At 72.3% G+C, this 14,027-nt stretch carries 18 protein-coding genes and 1 pseudogene; 2 read left to right on the top strand and 17 right to left on the bottom strand.

Going from position 1 to position 14,027, the window contains the following annotated elements:
• Positions 1-33: 33 nt before the first annotated feature.
• Complete coding sequence (locus IH44_RS0106700; protein ID WP_030458479.1) at positions 34-678, bottom strand: hypothetical protein; 645 nt, start codon at positions 676-678, stop codon at positions 34-36.
• A gap of 270 nt (positions 679-948) precedes the next feature.
• Here IH44_RS0106700 and IH44_RS47715 point away from each other — a divergent pair, with 270 nt between their 5' ends.
• Positions 949-2,448, top strand: coding sequence for a hypothetical protein (locus tag IH44_RS47715; RefSeq protein WP_232794844.1), 1,500 nt, complete (start codon positions 949-951; stop codon positions 2,446-2,448).
• 35 nt (positions 2,449-2,483) lie between these two features.
• Here the strand turns inward: IH44_RS47715 and IH44_RS46270 are convergent, their stop codons facing one another.
• On the bottom strand, positions 2,484-3,260 hold the full coding sequence (locus tag IH44_RS46270) for a hypothetical protein (protein WP_157852149.1): 777 nt from the start codon (positions 3,258-3,260) through the stop codon (positions 2,484-2,486).
• Between the two features lie 244 nt (positions 3,261-3,504).
• On the opposite strand from IH44_RS46270, the gene IH44_RS46265 reads away from it, so the two are divergent.
• Complete coding sequence (locus IH44_RS46265) at positions 3,505-3,651, top strand: hypothetical protein (RefSeq protein ID WP_157852146.1); 147 nt, start codon at positions 3,505-3,507, stop codon at positions 3,649-3,651.
• Between the two features lie 179 nt (positions 3,652-3,830).
• Here IH44_RS46265 and IH44_RS42440 read toward each other — a convergent pair whose 3' ends face one another.
• From IH44_RS42440 to IH44_RS47700, 15 genes and pseudogenes are all read right to left on the bottom strand, one after another.
• Positions 3,831-5,339: a DUF317 domain-containing protein gene (locus tag IH44_RS42440; protein ID WP_157852143.1), complete on the bottom strand. Its 1,509-nt coding sequence runs from the start codon at positions 5,337-5,339 to the stop codon at positions 3,831-3,833.
• Positions 5,340-5,513: 174 nt separating this feature from the next.
• Positions 5,514-6,362, bottom strand: a complete 849-nt coding sequence (locus IH44_RS0106670) for a hypothetical protein (RefSeq protein WP_157852142.1) — start codon at positions 6,360-6,362, stop codon at positions 5,514-5,516.
• 8 nt (positions 6,363-6,370) lie between these two features.
• The gene (locus IH44_RS42435) at positions 6,371-6,685 is read right to left on the bottom strand and encodes a hypothetical protein (protein ID WP_051816618.1); all 315 of its coding nucleotides are present in this window, start codon (positions 6,683-6,685) and stop codon (positions 6,371-6,373) included.
• 80 nt (positions 6,686-6,765) lie between these two features.
• Positions 6,766-7,425, bottom strand: coding sequence for a hypothetical protein (locus IH44_RS0106660; protein WP_157852140.1), 660 nt, complete (start codon positions 7,423-7,425; stop codon positions 6,766-6,768).
• A gap of 166 nt (positions 7,426-7,591) precedes the next feature.
• Positions 7,592-8,134, bottom strand: a complete 543-nt coding sequence (locus tag IH44_RS0106655; RefSeq protein ID WP_030458471.1) for a hypothetical protein — start codon at positions 8,132-8,134, stop codon at positions 7,592-7,594.
• On the bottom strand, positions 8,131-8,829 hold the full coding sequence (locus IH44_RS0106650) for an HAD family hydrolase (protein WP_232794843.1): 699 nt from the start codon (positions 8,827-8,829) through the stop codon (positions 8,131-8,133). Before IH44_RS0106650 ends, IH44_RS0106655 begins: the two co-directional genes overlap by 4 nt.
• A gap of 83 nt (positions 8,830-8,912) precedes the next feature.
• Positions 8,913-10,022: an MFS transporter gene (locus IH44_RS0106645; protein ID WP_107066477.1), complete on the bottom strand. Its 1,110-nt coding sequence runs from the start codon at positions 10,020-10,022 to the stop codon at positions 8,913-8,915.
• Positions 10,023-10,138: 116 nt separating this feature from the next.
• Positions 10,139-10,969: a winged helix-turn-helix transcriptional regulator gene (locus IH44_RS0106640; protein WP_030458468.1), complete on the bottom strand. Its 831-nt coding sequence runs from the start codon at positions 10,967-10,969 to the stop codon at positions 10,139-10,141.
• Between the two features lie 36 nt (positions 10,970-11,005).
• Complete coding sequence (locus IH44_RS0106635; RefSeq protein ID WP_157852138.1) at positions 11,006-11,512, bottom strand: hypothetical protein; 507 nt, start codon at positions 11,510-11,512, stop codon at positions 11,006-11,008.
• Positions 11,509-12,264, bottom strand: a complete 756-nt coding sequence (locus IH44_RS0106630) for a hypothetical protein (protein WP_030458466.1) — start codon at positions 12,262-12,264, stop codon at positions 11,509-11,511. Before IH44_RS0106630 ends, IH44_RS0106635 begins: the two co-directional genes overlap by 4 nt.
• Before the next feature lie 12 nt (positions 12,265-12,276).
• Positions 12,277-12,612: a DUF4913 domain-containing protein gene (locus IH44_RS40650; RefSeq protein ID WP_081966753.1), complete on the bottom strand. Its 336-nt coding sequence runs from the start codon at positions 12,610-12,612 to the stop codon at positions 12,277-12,279.
• Entirely contained in the window at positions 12,527-12,844 is a 318-nt protein-coding gene (locus tag IH44_RS46260) for a hypothetical protein (protein ID WP_051816615.1), read from the bottom strand. Before IH44_RS46260 ends, IH44_RS40650 begins: the two co-directional genes overlap by 86 nt.
• Before the next feature lie 102 nt (positions 12,845-12,946).
• A complete protein-coding gene (locus IH44_RS47710) occupies positions 12,947-13,228 on the bottom strand; it encodes a hypothetical protein (RefSeq protein ID WP_232794842.1) in 282 nt (93 codons plus the stop codon).
• Positions 13,225-13,557 (bottom strand): hypothetical protein, encoded by a 333-nt coding sequence (locus tag IH44_RS47705; RefSeq protein WP_232794841.1) that lies wholly within the window; start codon positions 13,555-13,557, stop codon positions 13,225-13,227. The genes IH44_RS47710 and IH44_RS47705 overlap by 4 nt, the downstream gene beginning before the upstream one ends.
• 145 nt (positions 13,558-13,702) lie before the next feature.
• A pseudogene (locus tag IH44_RS47700) lies at positions 13,703-14,002 on the bottom strand (DNA cytosine methyltransferase); the annotation flags it as partial.
• Positions 14,003-14,027: the final 25 nt, after the last annotated feature.

The following is a 14,027-nucleotide window of genomic DNA, read 5'->3' as shown; positions in this document are numbered from 1 at the left end:
ACCCCAAGTGGGTTCGGGCTACAGCGCGTTGGGTCAGCGGTGGCGGGGTGGCGGCGGCGAGGCCGGCGTCCTGGCGAACAGCGGTTCGGTGGGCCCGGAGCGCTGCTTCATCCGGGCGATTGCGATTGCGGTTGCGAGGCCGGAGGGCATCGGCAGAGTCCGGGAGCCCGCCCCTGCGGGCGTGATGGTGAGGTGCCCCAGGTGCGAAGAGGGCAAGGCTCGCGGGGCGCGCTGGACCGGGGCGGGGTCGGCGACGTCGGCGTAGAGCCGGCGGACGACGCTGGCGGGCGTCGCGGGGGAGAGAGTGATCAGCCACCGGTGCTCTGCGCTGCCGCCGAAGAACCAGTAGCCGGCGCGGCCGTCGCTGCCGGGGTCCAGGGCGGCGAACCCGCACAGCCCGGTCGGGGCTGCGTGCAGTTGTCCGCCGGGACGGTCGACCTCGACCGTCCAGCCGTCGGCTGGCGCCCACGCGGTCTGCAGGGCAGGGCGTGCGGTGGCGTCATCGAGCACGAGATCTGGGCGGTCGCGCAGTTCCCGGGCGAGGTTCTGGGTGAGCGGCGCGAGGAACTCTTGCGGAGTGTGCTTGGTGATCACCGCCTGCCACAGCGGGCTGCGGCCCGGGTCGCCGACCTCGACCACCAGGTCGGCCGAGGCACGCAGGCTGCGGTCGATGAGCACCGCCCGGCCGCACGGGCTGCGCGTGGTACGCAGATTGTTGTGGTGTGTGGCCCGTTGCCAGCCGAAGCGGGAGGCCAGCGCACCGGTGATGGTGAAGAAGTCCGGACGGCCGCCCGCGAGGTAGCGCGGGGTGACCTGGACGAGGGAGGGGGTGTGGTCGTCGGTTACGTCGTACCTCCTGGGAACGGGGGCGATGGCGCGGCGCCTACGGCTCCGGAGCGGGCCCGGGGCTGCCCACGAAGCGCCGAGAGGATCTGGCAGGCTCTCTCCATGGCGATGATCCCTCCACCCGATGCCGCGGACTTCACCTTCACGCTGGCCGACGCACTCGACATCCCGGTCCGCGTGCGCTCCGACGGGGACCTGACGAAGTGGCACAGCCGGCAGGCACCCAAAGCTGTGCAACCGTGGTCGACCGCCGGTGCCCTCCCGCCGGACGGCGAGTACCTGGCGACGACCACCTGGCGGCAGCTTGTCTTGGCGGCGACGAGCGCAGGCCGTGATCTGGCCCCCTGGCTGCGCAAGACGCCGGCGCTGGCCGTCAACGAACTCATCGCTCGGGTGGCCCCGCTGCAGGCGTACCTGGCCCTGGAGGACGTCGCGGCACCGGCCGGAGCGGCGGGGCGCCGCCTGTTCGTCAACACCGTCTACCGCCACGGTACGGAGCGCAGCGCCCACGCAGCCTTCGGATACCACCTGGGCATGACGATGGCCCAGTGGCTGACGGTCGGCATGGCAGGTCTGCCAGCCACCGTCCACCTGGAGGCGTGCGGGATCCCGGAGCTGACGGATCCGACCAAGAAGTTCCCGGATCTCTACGGCAACCACGTGGTCGAGGCACTGCCGTGGCTGATCGAGGCCAAAGCGGGCAAGGCACTGGGAGAGCCCGAGATGCGCAAAGGACAGGGACAGCTGAACCAGGCGTCAGCGAAGCTCGCGGTCCCTCATCGGCAGGTGCTCTGCGGAACGGTGCTGCCCAAGCCCCATCGGTGGAAGGACGACCACCTCGTGATGATGGTGCACACCGCTCTCGCCGCCCCGTCCCCGGACGGCAGCGTCTACTCACTGCCGGACCCGCCGAGCGGCGGAGACGCTCCTCCGTTGGACGAGACCCCCGACGAGCTGCTCCGGGCCACGCGGGCAAATCTGCTCGTCTTCCGGGCGTTGGCCTTCGGGGCGGTGCAGGACCTGCGGGTCATCCCGCTCGCGAACGCAGCACCGGACTCCGCCGGACACGTCCGGCACGACGGCAGGGCACAGCCGCTGGAGCGGGACGCGCGTACCCGTGAGTTGCGCGCGATGGTACTGGACGCCGGGGTTCCTTACGAGTGGGTTCGCGCCCACGAGGGCGATTCGGTAAGGGAGTTCGTGGTCGGGCGCATCCCCGGCATCGGCCTGCACCTGGGCTTGTCGCTCGGCATGTTCGCAGCCTGCGCCCGTTTCCACCAGGTGCAGGCAGAGGTGCCGGCGGAGGAGCCCCTGTTTCCCGCGGATCCGGTTCTAACGGGGCGCGGGGAGGACGAGGAACGCGAAGCGGTGAGTCGCGAGGCTCGGCGCACTTTCTACGAGCGCGAGGACGAGCGGCTGGGGACAGCCAGACGGGACATGGCCCGCGCGTACGCGACCCGAGAGGTTCCGACCTGGCTGCTGCGCGATGCGCCGACCGTGGTGGAACGGCCGGAAGCCCGAGGCGGATTGCTGGAGGCGAGGACGGCCGAGACGTACGTCGCAGTGGAATCCGCCGATCCGATCCTGTCGGGACGCCGCTGACCGCAGCGTGAGGGGGTTGCTCCCTGGGGCACCGTTCAGCGCGGACGTGAGCGGGCCGGTCCCGTAGGGCTGTAGTGCAAGGGGGCGGACGGAGGGGTGGGTGGAGGAATCTGCCGCAGCGCCGGATGCGAAGCCGAGCCGTGCAGCCGGGCCGCAACCGACCGGACAGCCTGATCGCCATCTCCTCGTCCTGTGCGGCGGGGATCGGCACGGACGAGACCGCGGAACCGCTCCGGGATCTGCTCCGGCTTCCGGGCCGCGGCACGCAGCAGCGCCGCAGTGGAGACGGTGAGCAGGTGGTCAGGTGCGTTGTGGCTGAACTGGACAGTCCACACAGCTCCCGTCTCGGCGGCGGCAGTCAGGGCCGGGCCGGAGTAGGGGGCCGACTTGGGCCAGGAGAGGGCTGCACGGCGGTCGGGGGCCGCCACCAGGCGGTACCCGTCCCGGTTGAACCCGGACCAGCCGGAGGCCAGCAGCAGCACGGTTGCCCGGTCGCCGGTGATCGGTGCGGCATCGGCGGCGGGACCAGCCTCGGCCTCCTGGGCTGCGGTGACGAGGGCGTAGGGGACTTCGGCGGGGACTCGGTCGCAGAAGCGTACTGTCCACCCTGCTGTACTGGTCAAAGTCCACTGCTGGTGCTGCCGGTTGAGGGCGAGTTCTTCTTGTGGACTGATCAGGACCAGAGCGGGTGGCGCTTCGACGGGCCGGTACCAGCCATGCTCGGAGGCGAGGTGGAAGGGGAGGTCGAAGCCGTCAGCGAGGCGGGCAGGGCGGACGAGGACGTCGGATCGGAGCGGTGCGGCAGGGAGCAAGAAGCAGGCAGCTCCATCAGGTTCGGGCCCGGCGCGTGCCGGCGACGGGCGAGGCGAAGGGGGTGGCCGGCGGGGACGCCACCACGGTGGCATCGTGAGGGCTGCGGCCGATGGCGGCCACGGCGCGGCTGGGCGGGTCTGCGGTGAGGGTGCTCCAGCCTGCGTTGTGGCCGACGGTGCGCAGCGCCCGCTGGTAGGAGGGGAGCAGGCGCCGCGTGACATCGGCGGCGGCTCGGGCGGGATCGTGGGCGACAGCGATACCGAACGGGACAGCGTCCTGGACCTGGTGGGCGAGTCCGTGGCCAACGGGGACCAGCGCAGCGACGAGGTATTGCCGAGAGCGGAAGGGCCGCCGCAGAACTACCAGCTCCAGGCCCGCGGGGTGGCGTAGCTGACCTACGTGGTCGTTGACGAAGTCGAGCAGGGCCCAGTGGGCGGTGCCGAGGTCCCAGAGCCGGTCCATCAAGGCGGTGCGCTGGCTGGCCGTGGAGTTGTCGCGAAGCGAGGCGTTCCAGCGGCCCGGTAGGCGTAGGGCCACCGCCTGGCTGAAGTCGTTGAGCAGAGCTGGGGTCAGCGTGTTCGCCTCCTCGGCGTGGTCGGGTTGGGGGCCGCACCGGGCATGGGCTCGGGCCCTGTGGTGCGGGCAGTGCCGGATCGGGCAGCGCTGGCACGGGGTGCAGCCGGAGGCAGGACGCGGATGAAGGGAAGGAACTGCTGGGGCACGGTGTGCTGGGCGCGCCGGGCGGGCTCGGGCGCGGTGGCGGCCTCCAGCGCCGCGCTGATCAGTACGTGTGGGGTGGACGTGGTGCCGGCCAGCGTCCAAGCGGTGAGTCGGCTGTCGAGGCGGGAGGCGAGCAGGTGGGTGGAGGGGCTGTTGTGGTCCAGCTCTTCGTGCCGGGAGAAGGAGAGGAGACTGCGGGAGTAGGAGACCTGCAGGAACGGATGGGTGTAGCGGATGGTGTGCCCGTGCTCCTCACGGCTCCAGCCGCCCTCGACGAGGTTGCTGCTGAGGGAGCTGTGGGCGTTCAACGCCCGTCGGGTGGCCGAGGGGTGGCCTTCGGCTGAGGCTCGGGCGAGAAAGCTGGTGACGGCACCGACGACCTCGGCCGGCGTCTGCGGGCTCAGGTGCATCTGCCACAGCGGAGCGGCGAGGGCTTCCTCCGCGCCAGTAATGATCCACGTGCCCTCGGACGGTCGCACACGGTAGGACGGTTCCGGATCGGTGCGCAGCAGCTGCGCGACCCGGATGGTCGCGCAGGGGCTGTCCCAGAACCTGGCGGTGGCGCCGCTCGTCGTCGTCCACCCGTTCGCCCTGCTCAAGGCGGATACGGCCCGGCCCCTGTCTCCGGGCCCGGCGAGATGGGCAGGGACGACCAGGACCTCCGAGTCCGCCAGGCCCGGCGAGGCCGCGAGCAGCTCGGTGGCCTTCGGCATCATCGGGCGGCGCTCCGTCGGGCGTTCGGCGGCGTCCTGTTCGGCCTGGGACCGGGCGAGCACCTCCGGCGGGAGACTGGAGGTGAAACGGATCAGTGGCTCGCGGTAGAGCACTGCCCGGTTGAAGGCCGCCATCACGAGTGCGGGCGTGTCGGAGCTGAACCGGGCGGACCACGACACCTCCGGAATTCCGGGGGCCACACTCCACACGAACCGCAAGGCTCCGTCAGCGGATTCCTCCTCCTGGCTGCGATGCGCGCCGGCGGTCACCAGCACCAGGCCGTCGTTGGACGCTGCCCGCAGGGTGCCGTGAGCTGCGGCAGTGGTCTTCCAGCCGTCAGCAGCCAGGACTTGGAAGGCGTCGGCGACGGGTTGGCCGTCGCCGATGAACACGGCCTCGGTGTCCGCGACGACATCGCGCTCCAAGACGTCGGCCAGGTCGGCGAAGAACGTGTGGAGGATCTCGGGCGGGCAGTTCCGGCTGAAGGAGCCGTACCAGTTGATGCCTTCGAACAGGTCGCGCTGGGCGAAGACGCCCCAGGGCTCGGGACGCTCCGGGTCGTAAACGACCCGCATCCCCATGCATGGGCTTTCACTGACGAGGCGCGTCGTGTCCCGCACGGCGGTGGTGGTCCAGCCTTCCAACGCCCTGAGAGGAGTGTCGAGGCCGAGCCGTGTGCCGAGACCGGCGAGGTAGGCGGGCCGGACGAGGGTGTCCTCCTCGGGCCAGAAGTCGTCCCAGGGAATCTCGGTCAGGGTTGGTCTCCAACGGGTGCGAACCGGGCATGGTGTGGTGAAGGACGGGATGGCGGCGGCCGCTCAGGACGGCTCCGTTGATGCGCTCGCCTCCAGCAGCGCGGTCAACCGAGGCAGTGTGAGCGCGGAGTCGAGGCGGCCGGCAGCGAAGTACAACGGGATGCCGCTCGTTCCGGTGTCGCCGGGGCGGGCAAGGCTGTATCCGACTCGGGCGCCCGTCTCGTCGGTTCGCCAGCGCACCTGGACGCCGTCGGCCTCCAGCGCGGCGGCGTACTCCGCGACGCTGCTGGCACCGGCCAGGGCCTGGCGCATGCGCTGCTGGAGCCAGACGCGGGACGGCTGGTCCCAGCCCTGCTGCTCCGCCTTGATGATCTCGGCGGTGGTCGGATAGCTGGTGGTGACGCGCTCGCCTTGGCCGACGGACCGAAGGCCCCACTCCGTCTCGATCGCCCGGCACTCGGCCTGTGCGCGGGCCGCATCACGGTGCATCGCCGGCCGGGACCCGTCCGGCAGCACGCTGATCCCGGCGATGTGAATGTGGTGGACGGCGTGCCGCACAGCCACCCACCGGCACCCGGGCCCATCGGTGGGTGCGAGCCCGGTCGCGGCGACGATCCGCCGGGCCACGTGCGCCCACTGGTCGTCGGTGAGCAGCGGGTCCTCGGGAGCCGTACGCACTGAGCAGTGCCAGACCCGGCTGGGCGGCGGCCCGCCGAGTTCGGCGGCCCGCAGCTGTGCGTGTTGGTCGAGCCGGGCGGCGAGTCGGCCGACGGTGGCACCCGGGTCGCGGCCGGGGTCGGGCGCACCGGCCCGGTCCCAGGCAGCGACCAGGTGCGGGTCTTCGTGCTCCTCGCGTCGACCGGGGCCGTAGAGGTAATCCAGCAGCGGCCGGGGGCTAGCACCAGTGGACACGTCGGGGATCATGCGGCCTCCAGCACGGCGTCGAGGACGGCGTAGATCCGCTGGGCCAGGGCGGGCAGTGCAGCCGGCACTTCGGACGCCTGCTCGCGGCCGGTGACGGTGCCCGTCAGCGTGCACAGTTCCCAGGCCAGGCGGTCGAGCGCTTCGACGAGCGGGCGGCGCGGGTCGGTCTCGGGCCGGCCGACGGGACCATCGGCCAAAGCGGCGGCCAGTGCGGCGGTGGCGATGAACCCGGAGGTCGTCAGGTGCTCCTGTGCCGCCCGCTCTCGGATGGCCGAGAACGCGGTCGGCGTCAGGCGCACGGACTTCTGCACGGAGCGGTGCTCGGTGGTGCGCGGGCGCGGTCGGGCCCGCTGGACGTCGGCGGAGATAGGTATTCCTGGAGGTCGGGCCGTCACCGGGTGCGGGTGGCGGCCGGGTCTGTGGTGATGACAGGCGGGGCTGCTGCCTCGGCCGGGGCGGCCCCGGCTGCGGAGGCCGGGCTGGTGGCGCGGGCGGCGGCGGTGCGCGGGCTGGTGGAGGGAGCGACCTCGACGGGCGGGAGGGGGTTGTCCGGCTCGCCGATGCGCATGGCCCAGTCGTAGGCGGCATCGAGATCGGGGAAGCCGCCTTCGCGCAGGGTGTACGAGCGGCCGAGGTAGTCGACGTCCTCGAAGAACACTCGGACGGGGTGGAGCCCGGGCTCCGGGTGCTGGTCCTGGGCAATGATCCATGTGTGGAAGTCGTAGACCAGGTCCTCGGCGGCGCTGGGCGGTCCGCCCGAAGCGTGGGCGGGGTCCAGGACGACGTCGGAGGTGTAGCTGTTCGCGAACCAGTACCGGTCACCGGCCAGGGCGAGCCTCTGCTCCAGGTCGCGGCTGGGCTGGTCGGTGGTCGGCAGCCACTCGGCCTGCGGTGTCAGCTGGTCGAGGTCGGCGCCGCGGGCGATGAGCCAGTTCTGCGCGAGGGCCACGATCGGTGCCCGCTCGTAGTCGAGCCTGAACGTTCCTGCTCCCAGGTCGCGCTGGACGTGGATGCCCGCGAGCTGATCCGACCCAGGAATGCCATAGGTCATGGTGGCGTCGTGGACGACGAGGTAGGAGTCGGTCAGCAGCGGCGAGTGCGGGTTGACGGTGTGCTGCGCAGCCAGGACGCTGACGTTCCGCTCATATGCGAACTCCCACCAGCGTTGCTTGTCCTCGTCGGCGTGGGCTTCGAGGTCTTCGACCTGGAGTGCCTCGTCAATGGCGAGGAGCGGCTTGGTGGTGTCGGTGATGGGGTTCTCCGGTGTTCTTGGGGGGCGCGGACGGTGTGCGGGGCGTGGAACTCGTCTTGACGGTGCCGCGGAGGGAGGCGGCCCGCTGCCGGTCCGATTGGGCCTCGAACGGGGGTAGGCCCTTGTAGATCTCCACGAGGTTGGTCAGGGAGCGGTGGAGTTCGGTGCGCCGCGCGGCGAGGAGGTCGAGCGTTGGGGCGCTGTTGTGGAGGAGGCCGTTGATGCTGGGCTCTTCGGCATCGCGGCCGTCGATCACGCGCTGAAGGTCACGGCGCAGGGCGTCGGCCAGGTGCACAATCCGGGTCTGGACGTCATCGAGCCGGCGTGCCTGGGAGGCGAGTTGGTCGGCGATGGCTCCGTGGACGGTGTCGGTACCGCGGCCGGGTAGCTGGTGAAGATGCTCGACCTGGAGTTGCACGCACACCAGGCGCGTTCCCACGTCGGTGTTGCCGGGGACGCGGGGCCTCCATTGAGCGATGGGCTTCCCGCGCCGGTCTTCGGCGCTCACCGGGGCTCCGGTCCGGTCGAGTTGATGATGGCCAGTCCCATGTCGACGGCGTCCTTCAGGCTGTCGGCGACGGGCACTCCGGCGGTGGCCAGTCGCTCTGGCGAGTGGAGGCCGCGGGTGTGCAGGACCGGAACTGCGCCGACGGACAGTGCGGCGAGCGCGTCGTCGACCGTGTCGCCGATCACGAGGGTGCGCGCCGGGTCGGTGGCCGGTCCGAGGGCTGCGAGGTGCCGGGCCATGGCGGGGGCCTTGCTGCCGACGACCGGTTCGTGTCGGCCGTCGACCCGGTCGAGCAGGCCGGTGATGCCGACGGCCCGGACTTCGGTCAGTAGCCGGTCGTGCAGGGACAGGGACAGGAGGCTCTGCCGGATACCCCGGGCTCGCAGCCCGAGCATCAGGTCGCGGGCACCGGGCTGCAGCCGCACCGGGTGCTGGGCGAGTTCGCGTTGGAAGGCGGCGTCGGCGTCGTGCCACTGCTGGTCGTCCAGGACGCGGTCGAGCAGGGCGTCGTAGAAGGCGCGGATCGGGGTGCGGTGCTCGGCGCGGTAACGCTCCAGCGTGATCGGGGAAATGCCCAGGTCGGGCAGGGTGGCGTTGAGCGCGTCGAGGTGGTCCTTGACGTCGTCGCGCAAGGTCCCGTTCCAGTCCCAGACAACGGTGATGGGCGTCGGGACGGGGGCGGTGGTGCGATGCAAGAAGGCTTCTCCGGAAGAAGGTTGAGGTGGTTCTGCGCACTCGCAGACCGGGCGGGCGGAGCGCGGCCCGGGGAGGTGGCAGGTCAGCGGCGCACGGCAAGAGTGAGCGCGGCTGCGACCGCGTTCGCCAGGGTGAGCGCGGCGACTGCGACGGGACCGGCCGTCGAGAGCTGCCCGGCCAGCGCGGTGCCGGCAGCGCCGCCGAGTCCGATGACGGCGACCAGCCAGGCCGCGGCCTCGGTGGCGGTGCCCTGGGGAGCGAGCCGATCGCCCAGCTGGAATGCCGTCGCGAGCCACGGCGCCAGGAACAGGCCGGGAAGTGCGGCGGCGGCCACCGCGAGAGCCGGTTCGGGGGTGAGGAGGAACAGCGCGAACGGTGCGGCGAAGCGCACGCTGACAGTGCGCAGCAGTTGGTCGGCCGTTGCGCTGTGGGCGAGCCTGGCCCACATGATGCCGCCCACCAGGCTGCCGAGGGAGAGGGCGGCGGGCAGCGCTCCGGCCAGCCACCCGGCTCCGTGGTGGTCGGCCGCGGCCAGGGCGTAGACGTTGAACGATCCCAGGCTCGCGCCCAGGAGTGTGGCGGCGCCAAGTAGGACCAGCAGGCCAGGTGAGCGCAGCGGCCCCAGCCAGTGGGCCTCCCGCCGCACGGGGTTGAGGACGCGGGCGGGCTGGCGGGAGGCGACCAATGCCGTGCCCGCCAGTCCGAGGATCGCGCAACCGAGCAACGCCAGAGCAGGGGAAGCGAGTTGACACAGGACGGTGGCCAGGGCGGGCCCGGCGACGTAGACAGCCTCCTGGGCGGTGGCGTCCAGGGCGAACGCGGCCTGCTGGTCCTGCTGGGCGACCAGGCGCGGCCACATCGCCCGCAGCCCGGCCTCCAGCGGCGGGGTGGCGAGCCCGGCAACCGCGACCAGGGCGGCCGAGAGGAGCGGGTCGCGGCCCGTGCCGACGACGGCGAGTGCCGTGAACGCGGTGCCCGCGACGGTGGCTGCGGCCAGCGCGACGCCGGCCAGGCGACGCCGGTCGACGGCTCGGCCGAGTAGCGGTTGGCCGACGGCCCCGCACAGGGCGTAGAGCGCGGCCAGCAGCGCTCCCAGTGCTGTCCCCGCATGGTCGGCGCGGGCGGCGAGCAGCAGAGCGAGCGGGGCCATCGCGGTGGGAAGCCGTCCCACCAGGGTGGCGGTGAGCAGCACGGCGACGTGCGGTGCGCGAAGGACGCTGCGGACCGGGCGATCCGGGCCGGACCGCTGGGCGGTGTCGGTGACGGGTGTGGTGGTCAGGGCGGAACTTCCGGTCGAGGGCGGGCGGATCAGCGGCGCGGGCCGGCGGCGCTCTGCAGGAGCGCCGGGGGCTGGGGGCCGGGAGCGTGGGAGAAGTGGATCCGCAGGGTGTCCCGGCGTAGCCGGGCCGCGTCGGTCCGCGCGGCGGCGGGGCGGGGCGCGGCGATGACCACGGCGCCGGTGCCGGAGGTCAGCGCGGCGGAGGAGGCCCGCGCGGCAGGGTCGGGGTGGGCGATGCTGGGCAGGTACCGCTCCGCCCACCCGGACAGCTCGCGGACCATGGCGCCGGTGTGCATGCCGGCCTCGCTGATCGCCCACCGGTAGGCCCGCGGGCTGCCGCTGCGCGAGATCAGGCCCTGCTCTGCCAGCACGGACAGGCGGTGGTGAAGGATCCCGTTGTTGGGGACCGGGAGCCGCTGCGCGAGCTGTGGGACCGTCAACGACTCGCCCGCCACCAGCTCGACCAGGACGGCTCCGGTGTGGGGAATGGCGAACAGGCCCAAGGCGTCGTCGATCGCCTCCGGCGCCTCCAGTGCCGCGCGGCCGACCAGGTGCCGGTCGGCCCAGGACTTGGCAGCGGCGTGGACCGGATCCAATGCCCTGCCGGCATCGGTCAGTGCCAGCTCGTACCGGCGGCTGCCGGGAATGGGCAGGCGCGTGATCGCACCCGCGCGCTCCAACAGACCGGTCACCTTGTACAGGCTGCCCGCCGGGATCGGGGAGGAGCTCGCGATCTCGGCCTTGCGCAGCGGGCCGGAGGAGCCCAGCGTGCGCAGCAGGCGGGTCGACCAGCGTGTGGAGATCCCCTCGGCGGCCAGCTGGGCGCGGTCCAGGACGGTGACATTGGCGGTGGCGGGCATGGAGAACTCCGGTGTGGCAGTGGGGTTGTGTCGGGATCAGCGCCGAACGGCGGCAGGAGGAGCGGCGACCACGGTGGGCGGCACCGCGCCCGGGGTGGTCGCGATGGCCCGGGCCGGGGAGGGCCGGGAGACGGAGGAGGCGAGGGCGGCCTGGAACCGAGCCGGCATGCCCGGACGCGGAACCTCCTGAGCCGCAACCTGCTTGAGCCGCTCGGCCGCCGTCTTGTAGACCTCGATGTTGTAGCGCCGCCCGACGGCGACGAGGTGGATGCCGAGCAGTCGGCGTGGGTTGCCCGGTGCGCGCTGCTCGGTGTAGACGAGCCGGTAGGCGTTGCGTTCGTCGAGGTAGAGCTTGCGGGCTCCGCGCAGGTCGCGGTCGCCCTGTTGGTCCAGCAGAGGTCCTCGGACCTCGGCGCGCAGCAGCCGGTCGAGGTACTCCAGCGCGAGGTCCCGAACGTCTGCGGGCGCGTCGAGGAGGTCGGCGAGCGCCTCCGGGTGGGCGGAGAAGCCCACCGGAGGACTGCTCGGCCGCTGCTCGCTCACCGCACGGCCCGCCGTCCGGCCGACACCGGGACGGGGGCGAGGGCAGCCTCGGTAGAGGTGCTCTTGGCGGACGATGCGGTGGTGCGGGCGCGTGCTGCCAGGGCCTGCGGGCTGTAGACGACGGTGACCTCGCCCTGGGCGACGGGCGGCAGCGCGGTGCGCCGGGTCTCCAGCCACTGCTGGACCTCCTGCGGGCTGGCGAAGCTGCCCTCGCGCAGGGTGTACCCGCGGTCCGGGTCGCCGGTCTCCACCTGCAGCAGGTACGGGCGGGCGGCACCGGCAGAGGTGGTGTCACGCAGCATCACCCACGTCTCGCCCGGCTCGACGCTGTGCTCGACCTGCTCGTACCGGGCGTGGTCGGTGATGAAGCGGGCGGCGACGGCGGCACTGCGCTCGTCGGCCGGGGTGCCGCCGTGGCCGGCGCGGTGGAGGAAGGCACCCGGGTCGGCGCCGCGGGCGACCAGCCACGCCGCCGCCATGGCGAAGGTGGGAGCCGGGCGGGTGGCCAGGGTGAAGGTGCCGTCGGTGCCGTAGTGCAGATGGGCGCCGAGCGCGGGGTTGGCGTTCTCTTCGTAGGCGTCGAGGTTCTCGAACAGCAGGAAGTTGTCGCTGCCGGGCTCGGGGCCGTCGGGTTCTGCAGGGTCGGTCTCGATGAGGAGGTCATAGACCTCTTCGGCCTCCAGGAAGTGCTGCTGGGCGCGGGCGGAGGCGCTGTCCGCGGGCTGCCACTGGGGCAGACTGAGGTCGGGCATGTCGGCCTCCGGTCAGGTCGAGGGGAAAGGAGTAAGGGAGTCGGGGTCGGTCAGCGCCGGGTGCTCCAGCAGGCGGTGGCTGACGTGGCCGCCGGAGCTGGTGCACGCGCCGAAGGGGCCGTCGGCGGCGCGCAGCTTCATCAGCGCCGGCTCGAGATGGTCGCGCTGCCAGGCGCTGGGGCCGTTCGCCCCGGACTCGGGATCGATCGCGGCCTGCCAGGCCAGCCACAGGGCGTGCAGCCGGGCCACGGCCTCCGGGTGCTCAGGCCAGCGCACGCACCACGGCCGCGACGCCGTGGTTTCGGGTCCGTAGATCTTCGTGAAGATCTCGTCGACCCACGGAACCATGAGTTCGACCTCTTTTGTAGTAGGCCGGGTCCTCGAAGGCGACGATGAACATGGGCTCGGCGGCGGCGCCGTCGTCCTCGGGCTCCAGTGCGGTCGACATGGTGGCCAGCTGTTCGGCCTGAGCGTCGAAGCCGGCCGCCAGGGCCGTCAGCTTCGCGGACAGGGCCTCGATCTGGGCGTCGCTGTAGCCGGAGTTCGGCTCGGCGCCCTCGGCGGGCTCGGGTGCGGTCAAGGGAGGAAGGGGCCTTTCGGTGCGGTTGCGGGGCGTGAGACAAGGTTCCGCCGCGATCGGCCGGACGCATCCGGCCGATCATGAGGTATAAGCACCACCTCCTCACCGCCGCCCGCCGCAGCACGCGGCGGCGAGGAGGCCGGGGGCATCGAGCAACTGCATTGCCGCAGCTGCCTGCTGGCGGACCACTCCGTTGCCGAGGGCGGTCAGCTGGGCCGACCGGGACAGGCCGGGAACGCCGGTGACGTGACCGGCGTCGAGCCCCATGATCCACTCGACGAACTCCGGGGCGAGGCGACCGTTTCCGTCGACGGGCTCCGGGGCCGGCCGGGTGACACGCTCCCACCGGGCGACGGCCGAGGCGTACGGTCCCCACCGGCTCACTCCTCCAGAATCCTGTCCCACAGCGGCAGCAGCACCGCCGACAGCGGCTGCCGAAACCCCTGCCCCGCCCGCCTCCCCGGCGTCCCCGTGTCCGAGGCCCGCGGCGTCGGCAGCAACTGCGCCGCCGCCGAGGGAAGAGTCAGATCGCCCTTGGAGCCACGGGAGTTCGGGCCCCCGTGCGTCCCGTCCGACGCCTTCGGAGTGGGCAGCAACAGGTGCTCCACCTCGTCCGACAAGTTCGGGCCGTGCCCGCCCGAGCGGCGCTTGTCCGGGTGCTGACTGCCGCCGATCTGCCCCAAGTTGGAGGTCGGCGTCTTGAGCAACGCCACCGTGTGCCCCAGGTCCGCCCGCCAGGCATCCGGGCCCTTCGCATCGCGCGCCCGCGGCGTCGGCAGCCCCGGAGCCGCCGGGCCAGGCCACGAGGAAGAGACGCTCCCTGCGATGAGGGGCACCGACGGCTGCCGCGGATAGCACCGTCCATCGCGCATCCATCCCGAGGTTGGCCAGACTTCCGAGTACCGCGCCGAGTGCCCGCAGAGGAGGCTCACCTCCGCCGTCTCCCAGATCGCACCAGCCGCACTCCAGGTCGCCATCGGCTGGCGAGGCAGCGGCTGCGCTGAGGATTCCGCGTACATTTTCAATGATCACCAACTTCGGCTTAAGGACCTCGATCGCGCTGGCGATGGTCAGCCACAGTCCGGAGCGGGTGCCCTCCATCAGGCCGGCGCGCTTGCCGGCGACCGACAGGTCCTGGCAGGGGAAGCCCGCCGTCAGGACGTCGACCGAGGGGACCGACGAC

The sequence above is a fragment of the Kitasatospora sp. NRRL B-11411 genome (assembly GCF_000721345.1).
In the GTDB taxonomy this organism is placed as follows: Bacteria; Actinomycetota; Actinomycetes; order Streptomycetales; family Streptomycetaceae; genus Kitasatospora; species Kitasatospora cineracea.
This window is presented reverse-complemented; position numbering and strand designations above follow the sequence as displayed.